Source organism: Chlorobium sp., assembly GCF_036528655.1.
GTDB lineage: Bacteria > Bacteroidota > Chlorobiia > Chlorobiales > Chlorobiaceae > Chlorobium.
The window spans coordinates 45,089-61,252 of record NZ_JAIGND010000006.1 but is presented as its reverse complement, the minus strand read 5'-3'; the positions used below and the strand labels follow the sequence as shown (position 1 = coordinate 61,252).

Annotated in this window: 13 protein-coding genes and 1 tRNA gene; all 14 read left to right on the top strand. The window is 53.0% G+C overall.

The window, feature by feature from the left end; translation table 11 throughout:
• Positions 1-388: 388 nt before the first annotated feature.
• The 14 genes from gpmA to K4305_RS02225 all read left to right on the top strand — a co-directional run bounded on the left by gpmA (position 389) and on the right by K4305_RS02225 (position 16,164).
• Positions 389-1,132: a 2,3-diphosphoglycerate-dependent phosphoglycerate mutase gene (gene gpmA / locus K4305_RS02290; protein ID WP_331560720.1), complete on the top strand. Its 744-nt coding sequence runs from the start codon at positions 389-391 to the stop codon at positions 1,130-1,132.
• A gap of 123 nt (positions 1,133-1,255) precedes the next feature.
• On the top strand, positions 1,256-5,857 hold the full coding sequence (gene gltB, locus K4305_RS02285) for a glutamate synthase large subunit (protein ID WP_331560719.1): 4,602 nt from the start codon (positions 1,256-1,258) through the stop codon (positions 5,855-5,857).
• A gap of 47 nt (positions 5,858-5,904) precedes the next feature.
• Positions 5,905-7,380: a glutamate synthase subunit beta gene (locus K4305_RS02280; protein ID WP_331560718.1), complete on the top strand. Its 1,476-nt coding sequence runs from the start codon at positions 5,905-5,907 to the stop codon at positions 7,378-7,380.
• 67 nt (positions 7,381-7,447) lie between these two features.
• The gene (locus K4305_RS02275; RefSeq protein ID WP_331560717.1) at positions 7,448-7,720 is read left to right on the top strand and encodes a DUF4404 family protein; all 273 of its coding nucleotides are present in this window, start codon (positions 7,448-7,450) and stop codon (positions 7,718-7,720) included.
• A gap of 43 nt (positions 7,721-7,763) precedes the next feature.
• The gene (clpX, locus tag K4305_RS02270; RefSeq protein ID WP_331560716.1) at positions 7,764-9,083 is read left to right on the top strand and encodes an ATP-dependent Clp protease ATP-binding subunit ClpX; all 1,320 of its coding nucleotides are present in this window, start codon (positions 7,764-7,766) and stop codon (positions 9,081-9,083) included.
• Between the two features lie 68 nt (positions 9,084-9,151).
• Positions 9,152-9,225 (top strand) — tRNA-Val (locus tag K4305_RS02265).
• A 278-nt stretch (positions 9,226-9,503) separates the two neighbouring features.
• On the top strand, positions 9,504-10,556 hold the full coding sequence (locus tag K4305_RS02260; protein ID WP_331560715.1) for a tyrosine-type recombinase/integrase: 1,053 nt from the start codon (positions 9,504-9,506) through the stop codon (positions 10,554-10,556).
• An 8-nt stretch (positions 10,557-10,564) separates the two neighbouring features.
• Entirely contained in the window at positions 10,565-11,548 is a 984-nt protein-coding gene (locus K4305_RS02255) for a hypothetical protein (protein WP_331560714.1), read from the top strand.
• Between the two features lie 181 nt (positions 11,549-11,729).
• Positions 11,730-12,077, top strand: a complete 348-nt coding sequence (locus K4305_RS02250; RefSeq protein ID WP_331560713.1) for a helix-turn-helix domain-containing protein — start codon at positions 11,730-11,732, stop codon at positions 12,075-12,077.
• A gap of 65 nt (positions 12,078-12,142) precedes the next feature.
• Positions 12,143-12,790 carry an AAA family ATPase gene (locus tag K4305_RS02245; RefSeq protein ID WP_331560712.1) on the top strand — a complete coding sequence of 216 codons (648 nt, stop codon included), beginning with the start codon at positions 12,143-12,145 and terminating at the stop codon, positions 12,788-12,790.
• Positions 12,787-13,059 (top strand): ribbon-helix-helix domain-containing protein, encoded by a 273-nt coding sequence (locus tag K4305_RS02240; RefSeq protein WP_331560711.1) that lies wholly within the window; start codon positions 12,787-12,789, stop codon positions 13,057-13,059. Before K4305_RS02245 ends, K4305_RS02240 begins: the two co-directional genes overlap by 4 nt.
• Positions 13,056-13,538 (top strand): hypothetical protein, encoded by a 483-nt coding sequence (locus K4305_RS02235; RefSeq protein WP_331560710.1) that lies wholly within the window; start codon positions 13,056-13,058, stop codon positions 13,536-13,538. The genes K4305_RS02240 and K4305_RS02235 overlap by 4 nt, the downstream gene beginning before the upstream one ends.
• The gene (locus K4305_RS02230) at positions 13,493-14,002 is read left to right on the top strand and encodes a S26 family signal peptidase (protein ID WP_331560709.1); all 510 of its coding nucleotides are present in this window, start codon (positions 13,493-13,495) and stop codon (positions 14,000-14,002) included. The genes K4305_RS02235 and K4305_RS02230 overlap by 46 nt, the downstream gene beginning before the upstream one ends.
• Positions 14,003-14,199: 197 nt before the next feature.
• A complete protein-coding gene (locus tag K4305_RS02225) occupies positions 14,200-16,164 on the top strand; it encodes a DUF3363 domain-containing protein (protein ID WP_331560708.1) in 1,965 nt (654 codons plus the stop codon).

Sequence of the window (16,164 nt, the reverse complement as noted above, 5' to 3'; positions counted from 1 at the left end):
GATGCCGGCTGGCTTCTTCTGTGTTCTGTATCGGCAGCTCTGTCCTCCTGCTGCCAAAAATTATATAAGATAGAATATTTCATGCTATTAATCTACAGCGAAGCTTTATTTATTGGTCGTGGTGCGACCCGGAAGATGGAATCCTTTCTGCATGTTGCCGATGTTTTTTCATCTGTATCCGGATGATCGAGTATCAAGCGATTGATACGTGATGCTCCCTGCTCCTGCAGATCTCGCGCTCGCTGCCGATAAAATCCGGGGGACATGTTATGCTGTTTGAGAAAAGTGACTGAGAATAGTAAATTACACGACTCGATTGAAAATGGAATGAATGCGGAGAGCTTTTTCTGCACGAAGCAACTTATCCTTAAATATAAAGGGAGCCGTTATGATAAAACTTGTCTTGCTGCGCCATGGAGAGAGCCAGTGGAACCTGGAAAACCGTTTTACCGGATGGCATGATATCGACCTGACGGATAACGGCAGGCGCGAAGCATCTGCCGCAGGCGTTACCATGAAAGATGCTGGCCTGACATTCGATATGGCTTATACCTCTGTTCTCAAGAGGGCCATCAGAACGCTATGGAACGCTCTCGATGCAATGGACCTGATGTGGCTCCCCGTTTTCAAAAGCTGGAGGCTGAATGAACGGCATTACGGCGCGCTGCAGGGACTGAACAAGTCCGAGACCTCCCGCAAGTATGGCGAGGAACAGGTGCTTGTCTGGAGAAGAAGCTACGATACCCCTCCGCCGGCTCTTGAAAAAACGGATGAACGTTATCCCGGAAGCGATCCACGGTATGCCGGGCTTACCGAAGACGAAATGCCGCTTTCCGAGTGCCTGAAAGATACGGTCGCGCGGTTTCTGCCGATCTGGCACGAGACCATCGCTCCGGAAATCCGCAAAGGCAAACGGGTGCTTATCGTCGCCCATGGCAATTCTCTTCGGGCTCTCGTCATGTATCTCGACAACATCTCCGAAGAGGATATTGTCGGTCTTAACATTCCGACCGGCATCCCTCTTGTATACGAACTTGACGACGACCTGAAGCCGCTGAAGAGCTACTATCTCGGCGATCAGGAGGCCATACAGAAGGCGGTGCAGGCTGTCGCCGGGCAGGCGAAAGCGTAAGGTGTAACAGATGGTGTAGAGGGGGTTTTGGAAATGTATTATTGAAAAAAACCTTATATTCTGCACGTCGATTCAGCAGATGCCCTTTTTTTGAAATTTTATAGACGAGTTGTGCCTGAAAATATGAATGACAAGTTTACATCGGGGCTGTACGATTCTCAGTTCGAACATGATGCCTGCGGTGTGGGTTTCGTGGCTCACATCAAAGGGGTCCGCTCACATGCCATTGTTGAACAGGGGCTTCAGATCAACGAGAATCTGAAGCATCGCGGCGCCTGCGGCTGCGAAAAAAATACCGGCGACGGTGCGGGCATTCTCCTGCAGGTTCCCGACAAATTTCTTCGCCGGGTCTGTGCCGAACGCAATATCGAACTTCCCGAGGAGAAGCACTATGGCGTCGGCATGGTGTTTCTTCCTCCCGATATATCCCAGCGTCGTGCCATAGAGGATATCTGCCGTCAGATGATCCAGGCCGAGGGGCAGAAATTTCTCGGTTTCAGGAAGGTTCCGACAGACAACTCCACGCTCGGCGAAACAGCCAGATCGGAAGAGCCTGTGGTCAAGCAGCTTTTCGTGGGAAGAGGCAGGGACGTTGCCTCGGAACTCGAATTCGAGCGAAAGCTCTACATCATTCGCCGAAGGATCACCAAAAGAGTGAAATACACGGCAGGCATTCTTGGCAGCAGCTATTTCTACTTCTCGAGTCTTTCATGCAGGACAATTGTCTATAAAGGGATGCTGCTTCCCGAGCAGGTCGGCGAGTTCTATCCTGAACTCTACGATCCCGATATGGAGAGCGCCATTGCCATGGTGCATTCGCGTTTCAGCACCAATACCTTCCCGAGCTGGGATCGCGCCCATCCTTACCGCTTTCTCAGTCATAACGGCGAGATCAACACGCTGCGAGGCAACGTCAACTGGATGAAGGCAAGGGAGAAGAACATTGCCTCAAAGATATTCGGCGATGCTATCGAGGATATCAAACCTGTTATTCTCGAGGACGGCAGCGATTCGGGTATTCTCGACAACGTGTTCGAGTTTCTCGTGCTTTCGGGCCGCTCGCTTGCTCATGCGGCGATGATGATCATTCCCGAGCCCTGGGCCGGGAACAAGGCCATGGATCCTGTGAAAAAATCGTTCTACGAATACCACAGCTGCCTGATGGAGCCCTGGGACGGTCCTGCTTCGGTCGCCTTTACAGACGGCACGCAGATAGGTGCCGTGCTCGACCGGAACGGTCTTCGTCCGTCGCGCTACTATATTACCAGGGATGACCTCGTCATCATGGCTTCGGAAGTCGGCGTTCTTGACATAGAGCCTGAGCGGATTCTCCGCAAGGATCGCCTCCAGCCTGGCCGCATGTTTCTTGTCGATACAGCCGAGGGACGCATTATCTCCGACGAGGAGATCAAGCGCACCATCGCATCGGCAGAGCCCTATGCCGAGTGGATCGGCCGCAATATGATCGACCTGGAGACGCTGCCGGACCATCCACTCATGAAGAATCCGGACGAGGACAAGTACAGCCTGACGGCGCGCCAGAAGGTTTTCGGCTATACCCAGGAAGATATCTCGCTGCAGATCATGCCTATGGCCCGCAACGGAGTGGAACTTGTAGGCTCGATGGGCAACGATACGCCGCTTGCAGTGCTTTCCAACAAGCCGAAGCTGCTTTACGATTATTTCAAGCAGCTTTTCGCCCAGGTCACCAATCCGCCGATCGATTCCCTCAGGGAGGAGATAATCACTTCGACCACGGTCATGCTTGGTACCGAAGGCAATCTCCTCGATTCCGAAGAGCTGAACTGCCGCAGGCTCCGGCTGCCGTATCCGGTAATGTCGAACCCCGATCTCGAAAAGATCCGCGGCATCGACAAGCCGGGCTTCAGGGCCGTGACGCTGCCGATTTTCTACGACGTCGAACATGACGGCAAAGGCATCGAACGCGCCATGCAGGATCTCTATCGCCAGTCGGAGCAGGCTGCCGCAAAAGGGGTGAACATCATCATTCTTTCCGACAAGGGAGAAATTGAAAAAGACCGCGCTCCGATTCCGGCGCTGCTTGCGGTTTCGGGCCTGCACAACTTCCTTATCAATGCGGGACTGCGTACGAAGGTCGGGCTTGTGCTCGAGTCCGCAGAACCAAGAACGGTACACCATTTTGCCATGCTTATCGGGTACGGCGCCGGAGCGGTCAACCCCTACATGGCATTCGAAACCATCCGAGCCCTTATCGGTTCCGGGCAGCTTGAGATGGATGAAAAAACCGCGGTCAAAAACTATATCAAGGCTGCTGTCAAGGGAGTGGTGAAAACCATGGCCAAGATGGGAATTTCCACCATCCAGAGCTACCGCGGTTCGCAGATATTCGAAGCTGTAGGTCTGAACAGCCAGCTTGTCGACGCATATTTCACCCGTACGCCGACCAGGATCGAGGGCATCGGTCTCGATGCCGTTGCAGAAGAGGCGCGAAGGCGGCACGCATCGGTTTTTCCTCCTTCGGGCAACAAGGTGGATCGAGGCCTCGACGCCGGTGGAGAACGCAAATGGCGCCATAGCGGCGAATTCCATCTTTTCAGTCCCGAAGCCATCCACTTTCTGCAGCATTCCTGCAGAACCGGTAACTACGAGCTGTTCAGGAAATATGAAAACCTGATAGACGACCAGAGCCAGCATCTCTGCACCATTCGAGGTCTGATGGATATCAGGTTTTCCCATAACCCGGTACCTCTTGACGAGGTCGAGCCGGTCGAGAGCATTCTCAAACGATTCAAGACCGGAGCCATGTCCTATGGCTCGATCAGCCAGGAAGCACACGAGACGCTGGCCATAGCGATGAACCGCATCGGCGGCAGGAGCAATACCGGAGAGGGCGGTGAAGATCCTGCCCGTTTCGTTCCGGATGCAAACGGCGATTCGAGGATGTCCGCAATCAAGCAGGTGGCATCAGGCCGTTTCGGTGTCACCAGCGAATACCTGGCAAACGCCAGCGAGATACAGATCAAAATGGCCCAGGGCGCAAAGCCCGGCGAGGGTGGGCAGCTTCCCGGTTCGAAAGTTTATCCCTGGGTGGCAAGAACACGCCACTCGACTCCCGGTGTTGGTCTTATTTCGCCGCCGCCACACCACGATATTTACTCAATCGAGGATCTCGCACAGCTCATTCACGACCTGAAGAATGCCAACAGGGAAGCTCGCATAAACGTGAAACTCGTTTCCACGGTCGGTGTCGGCACTATCGCTGCCGGTGTGGCAAAAGCGCATGCCGACGTGGTGCTGATAAGCGGCCATGACGGCGGAACGGGTGCCTCGCCAATATCGAGCATCATGCATGCAGGCATGCCGTGGGAACTCGGCCTTGCCGAAGCGCATCAGACTCTCGTGCTCAACAACCTGCGCAGCAGAATTACCGTTGAAGCGGACGGACAGCTCAAGACCGCGCGCGACATCGTTATTGCCGCCATGCTTGGCGCCGAAGAGTTCGGTTTTGCAACTACCACGCTCGTGGTGATGGGATGCATCATGCTCCGCTGCTGTCAGAACGATTCCTGTGCAGTCGGCGTTGCGACGCAGAATCCCGAGCTTCGCAAGAACTTCAGGGGCAAGCCGGAACATGTGGTGAACTTCATGCGCTTCCTTGCCGAAGGCGTACGCGAATACATGGCGCGTCTCGGCGTCCGCTCGCTCAACGAACTGGTTGGACGTACCGAGATGCTCGGTATGAAAAAAACAATCGACCACTGGAAAGCCAATGGTATCGATCTTTCCAAAATTCTCTACCAGCCGGAACTCCCTGAGCAGGCACCGCAATACTGCATTATGGAGCAGGATCACGGTCTTGAAGAGAGCCTGGATCTCAGGACGCTGCTTGCAATATGCGAGCCTGCTATCAGGCGCGGCGAAAAGGTCACCAGTAATCTGGCCATCAGCAACACGAACAGGGTTGTCGGCACCATTACCGGCTACGAAGTCACAAAGGCGTACGGCGCAAAAGGTCTTCCCGACGATACCATACATCTGAAATTCACGGGTTCTGCCGGACAGAGTTTCGGCGCTTTCATTCCCAACGGTATGACGCTGGAACTCGAAGGTGATGCCAACGATTATGTCGGCAAAGGGTTGTCCGGAGGTAAAATCGTGGTCTATCCACCGCGAACAGCGACGTTCGTGCCTGAAGACAACATCATTATCGGTAATGTAGGTTTCTACGGAGCGACTTCCGGCGAAGCCTATATCAGGGGCATGGCAGGGGAGCGCTTCTGTGTGCGCAACAGCGGTCTCAAGGCAGTTGTCGAGGCTATCGGCGACCACGGCTGCGAATATATGACCGGTGGTACCGTAATCGTTCTCGGACGTACCGGGAGGAACTTCGCGGCAGGCATGTCCGGCGGTGTGGCTTATATCTATGATGTGGACGGAACTTTCAGCGACAACTGCAACCACGATATGGTCGGCCTCTACCCGGTTGAAGATCCTATGGAACTTGCAGCTCTGCAGTCTGCCATTGAAAAGCATACCGAGCTTACCGGCAGTTCCCTCGGCGAGTCAATTCTCGACGGCTGGTCAGAAGTGAAACAGCGGTTCGTCAAGGTATTGCCGCACGATTACAAACGTGCCATGGAAGCCATGAAAGAGGTCGAACTTGCCGGCATGACGGGTGATGAAGCCGTTATGGCGGCATTTGAAAAGAACATTCACGATCCTTCGCGTGTATCAGGAAACTAAACCGGTGCTGCAGGATAATATTGCCGGTCAAGTATTAAACGAGAGATATGGGAAAAGTTAAAGGTTACATGGAGTTCCAGAGAGCCCTCCCTCCAGACAGGGAGCCTCTGGAGAGGATAAAAGACTGGAACGAGTTTCATGAAGAGATGGCTGCAAGTGAGCTGCAGAAACAGGGGGCACGCTGTATGGATTGCGGAACCCCTTACTGCCATACCGGTTTTATGCTCAGCGGCATGGCCAGCGGCTGTCCGATTCACAACCTGATTCCTGAGTGGAACGACTACATTTACAATGGGTTCTGGCGCGAAGCTTACGACCGGCTCATGAAAACCAACAACTTTCCGGAATTTACGGGAAGGGTCTGCCCCGCACCGTGTGAAGGATCCTGCGTGCTCGGTATTGTCGAACCTCCGGTTTCCATCAAGAATATCGAGTGTTCCATCATCGAGCACGCCTTTGCCGAAGGGTGGGTGGAACCGAAAACCATCGCGCATCGAACCGGCAAGCGGGTCGCCGTTATCGGTTCCGGTCCTGCGGGCCTTGCATGTGCCGACCAGCTCAACAAAGCCGGCCACAGTGTCACGGTTTTCGAGCGCGACGACCGCATCGGCGGGCTCATGATGTACGGTATTCCCAACATGAAGCTCGACAAGTCATTCGTTGTTGAACGACGCGTCAACATCATGAAAGCCGAAGGGATAACCTTCATGCCTTCCACCGAAGTCGGAGTGGATTACCCTGCTGACAAACTGCTTGAAGAGTTCGATGCGGTGGTGCTCTGTACCGGTGCAACGAAACCTCGCGATCTGACGGTCGAAGGTCGCGCCTTTTCCGGCGTGCATTTCGCCATGGACTTTCTTCGCTCGAGCACCAGGGCCCTGCTTGACGGAACGGAACCTGCAATAACAGCAGAAAAAAAAGATGTTATTGTCATCGGCGGCGGAGATACCGGTACCGACTGCGTTGCAACCTCGCTGCGTCAGGGTTGCAGAAGCGTCATGCAACTCGAGATCATGCCGAAACCGGCGCTTGAGCGTCAGCCCGATAACCCTTGGCCGGAGTGGCCGAAAGTCTTCAAGGTGGACTACGGTCAGGAGGAAGCCGCAGCCCTGCAGGGAGAGGATCCTCGCCGTTATTGCATGATGACCAAGAAGTTTCTCGACCAGGGCTCCGGCCGGTTGCAGGCTGTCGAAGTGTCGCAGGTCGAATGGGTTATTGACGAAGGCCGCTACATTCCAAGACCGGTTTCGGGAACCGAGGAGATTCTTCCAGCTCAGCTCGTTCTGCTCGCCATGGGTTTTATCGGGCCTGAAGAAAATCTCCTGCAGCAGTTGCAGATAACACAGGACGGACGAGGCAACATCAAAGCCGACGAAACGAGCTGCCGGACCAACAAACCGGGAATATTCGCAGCTGGAGATGCTCGTCGCGGCCAGAGCCTCGTTGTCTGGGCCATCAACGAAGGCCGTGCCGCCGCCCGCGAATGCGATCGCTTTCTTATGGGCACGACATGCCTGCCGTAAACGATTCGACAGAAAGCGGTGTTATACCCTGTACGTTTTTTATGACTAAACAACTTTAGATCGGCCAATGGAAAAGCAGCAGCTTGACGAGATGCTAACGAAGCTCCATCAGGAGCTCGAACAGGTGGATTCCGTAGACGAAACTACCGCTACGGTGCTTTCCGAGCTCAGGGATGATATACAGCATCTTCTTAGCGGAGCCGGTTCCGGAACACCGGAAGAGCAAGAACCCATCTCCAGGCGCCTTGGCGAGGCCATCGAGCATTTTGAGGCCGATCATCCCCGGCTGAGCATCGCTTTGCAGCATCTGCTCGACAGCCTTGCTAAAATGGGATTCTGACAAGAGAGAACAACGTGCAAAGGCGTTATCATTTACCTATTCAATGACCAGAATAAAAGAACCTGAAAAAGGAAGAAGGCGTACCGAAAGCGGGAACGGCAATGAACCCGTTTACTGCTCATTCTGCGGCCGCAGCTCTCTTGAAGTGAACAGCATGGTTGCCGGCCCGGGCGCGTTCATATGCGACCGCTGCATCAAAACATCGTTCGAGATTCTTCGTAAGGAGATCAGCGCAATCAAGCCTGCCGATCGACAGGCCGAGAAGCCTTTTCAACCAAGGCTCGCCAGCCCCAGGGCAATCATGGAGTCGCTCGATCAGTATGTGGTCGGGCAGGACATCGCCAAGAAATCCCTTTCCGTTGCGGTTTACAATCATTATAAGCGGATCGATTCACAGGAGTGGTCGCATGAAGACGACGAGGTGGTGATCGAAAAAAGCAACATTCTGCTCATCGGGCCCACTGGAACAGGCAAAACCCTGCTTGCGCAGACGCTTGCGAATATGCTCGAAGTGCCCTTCACCATCGCCGACGCAACCTCGCTGACCGAAGCCGGCTACGTTGGCGACGATGTCGAAACCATCCTTGCCCGACTGCTCCATGCATCCGATTTCAACCTTGAACGGGCAGAGCGGGGTATCATCTACGTCGATGAAATCGACAAGATCGCCCGTAAATCCGCCAACGTCTCCATCACCCGCGATGTTTCCGGTGAAGGCGTACAGCAGGCACTGCTTAAAATACTTGAAGGATCGGTAGTCGGCGTTCCTCCCAAAGGCGGACGCAAACATCCCGAGCAGCAGCTCATCAACATCAATACCAAGAACATTCTCTTCATCTGCGGCGGCGCTTTCGAAGGACTCGACAAGCTCATAGCCAAAAGGGTATCGAAATCATCGATGGGCTTCGGTTCGAAGGTAAAACACAAACAGACCGGTTACGATCCCGAAATTCTTCGCTTCGTAACGCAGGATGACCTGCACGAATACGGTCTTATTCCCGAGTTTATAGGCCGGCTGCCGGTCATCTCCACGCTTGACCCTCTTGACGAAAAAGCACTGCGGAACATTCTCGTGGAACCGAAGAACGCGCTCGTCAAGCAGTACAAAAAGCTCTTCGAAATGGACGGCGTTGAACTCGAGTTCGCCGAAGACGCGCTCGACAAAGTTGTTGAAATTGCCATTGAACGCGGAACAGGTGCGCGCGCGCTGCGTTCCGTGCTCGAAAACGTCATGATCGACATCATGTTCGAGCTGCCCTCCATGAAAGGCATACAGAAATGCCTCATCACGTCGGACACCATCGAAAACAAAGCAGCGCCTGAATACTACTCCGGCGACGGCAAAAAGAAAAAAATCGCCTGAACAGGCAAACTATCGTGAAGAGGTTTGCTTTTTTCAGCCGGAATCGTATATTTACTGCCCTTCACGATGGGCGATTAGCTCAGTTGGTTAGAGCGCTACATTGACACTGTAGAGGTCAGAAGTTCGAATCTTCTATCGCCCACACACTTCTTAAAGCCCTGTAAGTAAATAACTTACAGGGCTTTTTTCTTTTCCTTAAAAACGCCTCGTATTACTTCGTAATTATCGTTTTTGATCGTTATTTCGTCTTTTTTATATTGTTTTTGTTACGCCATTGCCACGCGAAAAATTACCCCAAACCTCATAGAGGCTATTATGAGACTTGTTTTAAGACATCGGGTTATGACAGGCAAGCAGCAACCAGGTTGCCACTCATTCTATCTTGAGATTTATCATAACAGGAAGCGATCATATGAGTCTTTGGATATTGTTGCAGATCCAAAAGACAAGGCTAATTACCGGCAGGCGATTCGATTTTGTCAGGACATTTTAGCCAAGCGTCAGCTTGAACTGAAGGGGTTGACCTCCGGATTGAAAGCACAGGCAGCCGAATATGCAGATGGAGATTTTCTTGCCTATTGCAACCAGATCGCCTCCAAGTCACTGAACAAAAAAACCCTTGAAAATTGGCAGAATGCCATCAAGAGCCTTGCCCGGTTCGCTCCTCGCGGTCTTGCGTTTTACGATCTGGATCATCACTGGCTCGAAAGCTTCCAGGAATTCCTGCTCAACGCTTATTCTCAGAATACCGCCCGGACATACTCCACCAAAATCCGTCAGGTGATAACCAAAGCTCAGAAAGAGGGTTATCTGACCGATAATCCCAACAGACTTGTTCCACAGATTTCCGAAAAGGAAGGAGAGATCAAATACCTTTACCTTGAAGAAGTCATGCTTCTGAACAAGACTCCGCATCGGCATTCTGGACGAAAAACTGCGTTTCTTTTCAACTGCTTCGTGCCGGTCAGACCGGGAGACCTTGCCGGCATGAAGGAGTCGAACATCCGTCCGGATGGTATGGGAGGGGTCGAGGTCTATTTCCGCCAGTCCAAAAAGCAGAGAATCGAATCAATTCCGATTTCACAGCAGGGCATGGTTTACCTTGAACAGGCCAGGGCGCTTGCAAGAACACGCCTCGGTCGTGAGCTCACTGCCGGAGACAACATATTCGACATCGGCCACAAAAAATGGTATGGTGCCATGCTCAAGACCTGGGCAAAAAGGGCATTCGAACTGTATGCGGATGAGCTCGAGCCTGAGGTAAGGAATCATTTCAGTTGGGCCTGCAGGGAATTGTCACCGCATTGGGCAAGGCATACCGGTGCCACGATGCTCCTGAACGCCGGAGCCCATTTCGATGCTGTCGGGGATATTTTGGGACACAGGGATAAAAAAACTACCATGAGATACGCTAAGATTCTGCCAAGGACGAAGCGTAGTACGATTGCGATGATGCCATTTTTCAACGATTAACTGAATCTATGGTGGGGCGAAACAGTGGAGTAAGAAGAACATGGGAATACATCGGGCACCATGTCATCCATTATTCCGATCTGTTTCTGTTGTGCGAGCAGGATCGCAACGATCCTGAATGCGAGCCACCCTTTATCGCCAATCTGTTGCCTCATGAGCTGTATGGCATGATCTCCTTCATTCTGAAGCGAATGAGGGAGATCGATACCGAGGCCATGGAGTTGCAACGACAGGCCAAAGTTCAACAAGGGCTCATCCCGTTACAGTATCGGGGCCGCGAGCTCCAGTACTTCAGAATGAGGTTGCCGAAAACCAGCCATCATCGTTCTACAGAACTGTACAATGCCGAATTCATCAATGATACCGATGACGGTTACGACACCTGCCAGGGCGTGTTCGTGACCCTTGAGCGGGCGCTCGGTTTTCTGTTCAGAGAGATAGGTTTCCGGTTCGGGTTGCCGCCCGCGAAATTCGTGGAAAGAATCCTGAAACTTTATCCGGAATATGAGCCGCTTATCCAGCGCAATATCGAGGCTGGGCGGCTATCCCGATCTCAGGAAACCTCCCTGACATCAGAGGCATCGTCATCGGGTCCGGTTTTGAACCTCCATCTGTCCGACGAAGAGCGGTCGGCTCTTTTTCAGGAACTTGGCCGCTTTTTCAGTAGGGAAGATCATGAGCCGCTCATGCAGCTTTTGCGCGGAGGTACAGCCGAACGAAAGCTGTTTTTCAAGGCCAACCAGAACCGTCTGGTCGAAGTGTTCCGACGGCTTCACTACCATCGAAGGCTTTTCTCAACCCAGACACATCTCCGGAACTGGATTTGCCATTCTTTTACCTATCAGTCCAAGTCAGGCGTTGCCCCGATGAACGCCAATACTGTCTGGGACATTCTTACAAAAGCCAAAGGAGAACCCTCCTCTCGCAGTCGGATATGCAGGTTCGACTGGCTCCCATACAAGACCCAAACTGTTCGCAGCAGGCATTCATGATTCAGTTAAGGAATCGGGTACGTCGCTTACTTGTTTGATCCGCACACGCTCTCCAGCCATTTTCCCATCCGAAGATCAATAAAGAAACAGCACCCCATTTACCCCCCCTGGTGGTTGATTGGGGTTAGTTTTTCTGGTGATTTTCCATCGTTGTTCACATGAATCTTCAAAGGTGTCAGCGATGCAGCAAGAAGAAATCCCTCCGCTCAGGTCAATCGACGATTTGATGGGAGCCATCCGAATAGTAGTTCGACAGGAAATAACCAAGGCCCTCCATCCAGCCGTTCAGGACAGGCTGCTGACGGTCTCGGAAGCTGCCGAATATCTCCGTCTCGCAAAGCCGACAATCTACAGTCTGGTGCAGCAGAACAAGATTCCCTACATGAAGCAGACCAAGCGTCTCTATTTCTCTGAAAACAAGCTCAAGGAGTGGCTCGATCAGAGCAGAATTCCTTCGAATATTGAGCGTGAAATGTCGGTTATCAACAAGCTTATCAAGCGCAAGACGAGACCCGGCTCGAAACTCTGAGCAGTCCAGTTCGCGAGTCGAAAAAGCAGAGAAAAATCCATGCAGTTACCATCAACCCGGACACCATGAAAACCATAGCAGTGGTCTCGCAAAAGGGCGGAGCAGGAAAAACCACCATAGCCGTCAACCTTGCCGGTATGGCATTTTGCCGGGGGTTACAGTGCGCCGTCATCGATCTCGATCCCCAGTCGAGTGCCAAGGCGTGGCATGACATCAGGGGTCAGGAATCCCCTGTCGTCATATCCTCGCAGTCGTCCAGACTCCAGGAAATTCTTGAAAAGGCCGACCAAAACGGAGCCGACCTCGTGATCCTCGATACGGCACCACATTCGGAAACGGCGGCACTTGCATCGGCAAGGCTGTGCGATCTGATTCTCATTCCATGCCGGCCTTCGGTGCTTGACCTGAAAGCCATCGTGACCTCGATAGACCTTGCCGCCCTGGCAAGAAAGGAGGCTGTCGTGGTGCTCAATGGCATCCCTTCTCGTGGTGTCTTGGCATCGGAAGCTTCGGCGGTTATTGCCGGCTACGGCGTAGAACTTGCCCCTGCCATGCTTGGTTACCGGGCGGCTTTTGTTCACTCGCTGACGATAGGATTGTCAGTTGCCGAATATGAACAGGCCTCGAAAGCAGCCGAGGAGATCACCGAACTGTTCGAGTGGATTTGCCTGAAACTTGGCATTAAAAACAACGCTCAGGAGGAGCAGATATGAGCAAGCGAGGCAGCCTTGCAGATGTTCTGAAGACAGAGGATCTGTCACACAAAAAACAGCAACCGGAAACCGTCGATACGGCTCAGATTCTTCGGTATATCTCTCCATGCCGGAAAGGCAAGAAGTCGATGACGGTCTGGTTCGATCCGGATGTCATTCAGCAGCTGAAGCTCATTGGCATACGCGAAGGATTGTCCATTCAGGCGATGATGACTGAAGCCATAAATGACTTCTTTTCGAAACACCACAAATCAAGAATCGCCCGATGAAGGATCAGCAAATCATCGAGGGCGAACGCGGTTCAACCGCACTTCAGCTTCGGAACGAAGGCGATTGGTTCAGCGGAATTTTTCTCGGAACGCCCAAGGCTGTTGTACAGGGAGAGTTTGGAAAAATCGCGCTCTTTGATGCTGGACATCTCGTTGGATACGAGATCATCCGGGGACGGACAAGGCGGGCATTTCTGTTCAGGACGGTGGCCGGAAACGGTTCAGAAAAGGTGCCGGGAGTCTATCCGGCAGTGAGGCTGCTTGTCATGGCCAGGTCAAGAGAGCTTTCTCGAAAGCTTATCCGCACTATCGGTTTTTTAAAGCGGCAGAATATCGCGGTCGATGCTTTGCCTGACCTGTTTTTCTCAAGATTGCAGGTGATTCTTTCAGACCCCCGGATGGGGGAAGCAACCATACGACAACTGCTGCTGAAATGCAGAAAGCCAATCGAATCAGAACGGTTATCGCAGTTGGCCTGAGCATTGCCGCTCTTGCCGTTGCGAGCTGCATGAAGCCGAAGGTTCTGGTGCTGTACAACTATACCGACAGTATGCCGCATGGGTTCTATCTGGTCGAACATCGTGAAGTGTATCAGCGAGGTGACGTGGTGGTGTTTGCCGTTCCCCCTTCGGTCAGAGCGCTCGTGAATGAACGCCACTGGCTCCATGAAAATGGATTTCTCATGAAACCGCTGATCGGTCTGAAAGGCGATTCTGTGTCAACAAAGGATGGCCGTTTTCGTGTCGCTGGACATGATTTCGGAGGGATTCAGGTGCTTGACAGGCAAGGGTTGTCCCTGCCGGGATACTGCGAATACGGGGTGTTGAAATCGGGCTTTCTCGTCGGGGTTGATGGCATGTCGAACAGCTTTGATTCCCGGTATTTCGGCCCCATTCCGGAGCGATCCGTCATTGGTGTTGCCGTTCCGGTTTGGCTGTTCTGAACGTGGTTCTTGTGACGAATCCGGGGAGGTCTGGAGAGTGAGGAGGACGTGAACAATTGTAGTGCAAGATAAACCAATGTTGACAAGCGCCTTTCAAGGCTCTGTCAAGCAATGGGTTACAGGGTTAACACGGTGTGTTATCATGTTCACGTCCGGTTAACAGCCTGTTTGATCAGAAAACAGAGGGACAAAACGCAATGCATTCATCCGATGAGCTGCCGATTTTTCGGCCAAAACTGAGCGGCAGGTCGAGGCCGGAAAAAGCCCCGACCATGAAAGGTGGTTTTCTGAAACAACTGTCGGCAAAAAAAGGCCGGAAAAAGTCAGCACCGCGATCTCTGAAGGGCGGGCATCGGAACCGGGGTGCCGGGCCTGCGCATGTGAAAACCGGCTCCTCGTTTTCACAGAGGGTCGTGGTGAAAGCGCGGATTGTGCCGATGCATGTGGCAGGAAAGCGTGCGGCTGCATTGCACATCCAGTATGTCGAGCGTGGAGGTGTCGAAAAGGACGGATCAGCGGGACGGCTGTATGGTGACGAAGACCGGTTTGATCGTGAAAGCTTTCTGATGGAAAAAGATGGGGAGGCACATCAGTTCCGCTTTATCGTTTCACCGGAGAATTCTCATGAGCTTGATCTGACCGATTATACCCGCAAGCTGGCCAGGCAGATGGAAGAGGATTTTGGCCGTGAGATCGAGTGGGCTGCGGTGAACCATTACAACACCGACAACCCGCACATCCACGTCATTGTCAGGGGTGTTGACGGCGAAGGCAATGAACTCAGAATCAGCCGTGACTACATCTCCAACGGTTTGCGTAACCGGGCGAGCGAACTGGCTACAAAGGAGCTTGGCTTGCGCTCTGAAATCGAACAGCAGCGACAGGTTTCAAAAGAGGTTTCCCTTGGAAGGTTCACCTTGCTCGACCGGGACATAGCTGCCCTCGAACGCGATGGTGCTGTCGATCTTGGTGAAGCGTTTTCCGGTCAGGGTGCACTGTTCCGGCAGCGCAGGCTGTCCGCACGCTTGCAGACGCTTGAATCGTTTGGTCTGGCCGAGAATCGGGGTGCTTTGGAGTGGAGGTTGAAGGACAACTGGAAACAGGAACTCAAGGCAATAGGGAAAAGGGGCGAAATCTACGAGGAGATGCATCGGGCTGTCGGCGGTGATCCGTCCCGATACCGGATATACGACCGGCGTCAGCACGGCGAGTGTGTCGAGGGCCGGATCGCTGCAACCGGTCTTGCCGATGAATGGCATGACCGGTATTACATCATTGTCGAGAACCAGAATGGCAGCTCATGGTATGTCGATCTCGACAGGAGTGCCGATCCCGATCTCTATCGGAAAGGGCAGATCGTTTCAGTGAATTCTGAAAAGGAGTCCTGGCTGAAAAAGGTTGACCACTCCATTGCCGGTTTTGCCGAAAGTCATGGCGGTTTGTATGACTCCCGGCAGCACCTGAAGGAGTTGCATTCGCCGTTGGTCGAGCTGTCATCAGGGGGAAAGGTTGAGGGGAAAGCCTATGTCGAGGCACACGAACGCAGGCTTGAGCGTCTTGAACGGTTCGATCTGGCAAGCCACACGCCGGACGGCTCGTGGAGAATACCGTCGAATCTCGTGGAAAAACTTCAGGAACGGGATGCAACCAATCCTGTCGTTCGGAGGAAGATCGAGCAGCAATCGTCCATGAGTCTTCCCGAACAGGAAACGTTGCGAGGGAGGGCGTGGATCGACCGGTTCACTGACAAAGCGGATCATCCCGAATTTGCTTCTCATGGGTTCGGCAAAGAGCTGGGTGAATCAGTACGTCGAAGGGCTCTGTTTCTGCAGGAACTTGGCATCGATCCGCTTGATCCCGCAAGAGGAAAAAAGCTCGATCAGCTCGAACGAAATGACCTTGCTGAAACCATCCGCAAACGCGACGGAGGAGCGTACCGTGAACTTCGCGACGGAGAGCGTTTGCAGGGCAACCTGACCGATGAGGGTGTGCTCCAGAGCGGGAAACGGTACGCCCGGATCGCCGATCCCAGATCGAAGGAGTTTTCAATGGTGCCATGGAGGAAAGATTTCGAGAAGCTCGTGTCGAAACAGGTTGAGCTGGTGAGGGTCGAAGGCACGACATCGGTGGTTCGTCAATTCGGCATCCAGAAAGGGAGATAG

Bases quoted from the DNA above. Each gene is read 5' to 3' on its own strand.
- K4305_RS02250 (WP_331560713.1), top strand. From the start codon at position 11,730: ATGCAGCAAGAAGAAATCCCTCCGCTCAGGTCAATCGACGATTTGATG.
- K4305_RS02280 (WP_331560718.1), top strand. From the start codon at position 5,905: ATGGGAAAAGTTAAAGGTTACATGGAGTTCCAGAGAGCCCTCCCTCCA.
- gltB (WP_331560719.1), top strand. From the start codon at position 1,256: ATGAATGACAAGTTTACATCGGGGCTGTACGATTCTCAGTTCGAACAT.
- K4305_RS02255 (WP_331560714.1), top strand. From the start codon at position 10,565: ATGGTGGGGCGAAACAGTGGAGTAAGAAGAACATGGGAATACATCGGG.
- clpX (WP_331560716.1), top strand. From the start codon at position 7,764: ATGACCAGAATAAAAGAACCTGAAAAAGGAAGAAGGCGTACCGAAAGC.
- K4305_RS02240 (WP_331560711.1), top strand. From the start codon at position 12,787: ATGAGCAAGCGAGGCAGCCTTGCAGATGTTCTGAAGACAGAGGATCTG.
- K4305_RS02275 (WP_331560717.1), top strand. From the start codon at position 7,448: ATGGAAAAGCAGCAGCTTGACGAGATGCTAACGAAGCTCCATCAGGAG.
- K4305_RS02225 (WP_331560708.1), top strand. From the start codon at position 14,200: ATGCATTCATCCGATGAGCTGCCGATTTTTCGGCCAAAACTGAGCGGC.
- K4305_RS02235 (WP_331560710.1), top strand. From the start codon at position 13,056: ATGAAGGATCAGCAAATCATCGAGGGCGAACGCGGTTCAACCGCACTT.
- gpmA (WP_331560720.1), top strand. From the start codon at position 389: ATGATAAAACTTGTCTTGCTGCGCCATGGAGAGAGCCAGTGGAACCTG.
- K4305_RS02230 (WP_331560709.1), top strand. From the start codon at position 13,493: ATGCAGAAAGCCAATCGAATCAGAACGGTTATCGCAGTTGGCCTGAGC.
- K4305_RS02245 (WP_331560712.1), top strand. From the start codon at position 12,143: ATGAAAACCATAGCAGTGGTCTCGCAAAAGGGCGGAGCAGGAAAAACC.